The sequence below is a fragment of the Mesorhizobium sp. B2-7-1 genome (assembly GCF_006440735.1).
In the GTDB taxonomy this organism is placed as follows: Bacteria; Pseudomonadota; Alphaproteobacteria; order Rhizobiales; family Rhizobiaceae; genus Mesorhizobium.
The window spans coordinates 1-2,125 of sequence record NZ_VFUA01000214.1 but is presented as its reverse complement, the minus strand read 5'-3'; the positions used below and the strand labels follow the sequence as shown (position 1 = coordinate 2,125).

Sequence of the window (2,125 nt, the reverse complement as noted above, 5' to 3'; positions counted from 1 at the left end):
CGGCCGGCCGCCGCTTCACGAACCATCTCAGGGTTCTTGACGTATGCCGCTTCGGCATCGCGCCAGCCATGCGGCCGCACCTTCTCGAAAGCGCTGCGGGCATCCCTCAACTCGCGCATCTGCTCTGGACTGCCCTGCCTATCAGCATTTCCAGTACTGAGGATCGCGTCGACCGCGCGCGCGTGACGAACAAGCGACTTCGTGCGAGCGTGGCGCAGCGCCGCTTCCGCGTCCACCGGCACATCCGTTTCGCGTTGCGGTCCCCTAGGAAGATTTTCGCTGTTGGGCGTGGGGCCTGCATCTCCGATCTGCGCGCCAACATCTTCCCTTCCCGGCCTGCTCTCTCGTTCTCGGCTGGGCTCGCCATCTCCGGGCGAGCGCAGCCCGTCCAGCAGCTCGCCGATCCTGTCGCGCAGCTTCTCCGGAACGATCCGGCGCACGATCTCGACCACGCGCTCACGGAACGTGATGCCGCGCCGCTCGGCATAGCTCTGCGCCGGGTCGACCTGATCGTAATCCGACGCCATGTCTTTGGCGCGGTCGCGTGACAGCGTCCGGACAAGCCGGTCCCGGGTGGCGAAGTCATCGCCGCCGTAGTGCAGCTCCATCCCGTCTCGATGCCGTGACAGAGCGACGTAGCTGCCGTGCGCGTCGATGCCCGGCGTTGCCAGCACATGGGTCCGGTCGACCGTCATGCCCTGAGCCTTGTGAATGGTCGCGGCATAGCCGTGATCAATGTGGGCATAGTCTTTGAGATCAAAGCGCACGGACCTGCCGTCGTCAGTGCGCACGGCCATGCTCTGTGTACTGATCTCTTCGATCACGCCAAGCGTGCCGTTCTTGACGCCAAGCCCGCGCTCGTTACGCAGGAACATGACGCGGTCGCCGCTGGCGAAGTTTCTTGCACCGCGCTCCACATTCACTTGAACATCGATGCCGAGATCTCCGGCAGCGCGCATTCGCTCGCGCGCTGCCTGGTTGAGCGCTCGCACCTCGTCGTTTGTGTGGGTGAGAATGATCCGGCTTGCCTCTGGATTGGCCTGCCTGTCGCGGTCCCAGCGCGCGACGAGTTCAGCTCGAGCGTCGTCGCGCGACAAAGCCTGGTGCACCATGCCTTGTGCGTCATACGCGCCGATCGCAGCGCCGATCCTGCCGGTTGCCAGATCGCGCGTTGCGTCACGCTGCCAGTCCTCGCGCTGGCGGCGCACCTGGCCGATTTCGACGCCGCCATGACGCTCATGGATCGAACGAAACGCTGCGCCAGCCTCGATCGCCTGCAGTTGCTGCGGATCGCCAACAAGAACGACTTTTGCGCCAACGTCCGCCGCATGGGAGAGCACGCGCTCCAACTGGCGCGTGCCGACCATGCCGGCTTCATCGATCACCAGGACATCGCGCGCGGTGAGCAGGTCGCGGTTCTGTCCCCAGCTGTGTTCCATGCTGGCGATGGTGCGCGAAGAAATGCCCGATCCGCTTTCCAGATTCTCGGCCGCAATGCCTGAGAGCGCAGCGCCCTTAACCTCATAGCCTGCTGCTGCCCATGCCTGGCGCGCAACGCTGAGCATGGCGCTCTTGCCGGTTCCAGCAAAGCCGACAACGACACCAAGACCGCGCCCATCGGTGATGTGGTCCACTGCATCGGTCTGCTCGCCTGACAGGATAAGCCCGCGTTGCGCTGCCTGCGCCAAAGCCGCATTGCGATGCGGATCACTCACCTCATGACGCTCCGCCCCTGACATGCGTTCCGCAGCGCGGTGCAGGCGCTGTTCGGTCTCGATCATCTGCCGGGTGGTGAAGCGATCTTCGCCGCGTCCGTCCTTGCCGAGTTCGACCAGATCTGGTGCTCTGCTGATGGCTGCCACCACCCCGTTGAACTGCTCCATCCCCTCGCTGTGCCGATGCGCAAACTTCGCAATGTCTTTTCGGGTGAAGGTCGATTGCTGATGCGTGATGGCATCCAAAGCCACGGATGGATCCGCAATAATGCGCGCGCCATTGTTGCGCGCGATCTCGCGATGCAGTTCGGCGCGATCTGCTTCAGTGTCGCCAGCGTCAACACCGCTGCTCTCAATGCGTTGAGCCGGTGCACCAATTTGCGTTTGCGGCTCCAGGGCAATGCCTTGCG

At 64.0% G+C, this 2,125-nt stretch carries 1 protein-coding gene; it reads right to left on the bottom strand.

All coding sequences use genetic code 11. From position 1 onward, the window contains the following. On the bottom strand, window positions 1–2,125 hold a 2,125-nt coding region (gene traA / locus FJ471_RS34485), incomplete at both ends, for a Ti-type conjugative transfer relaxase TraA (protein ID WP_140811468.1).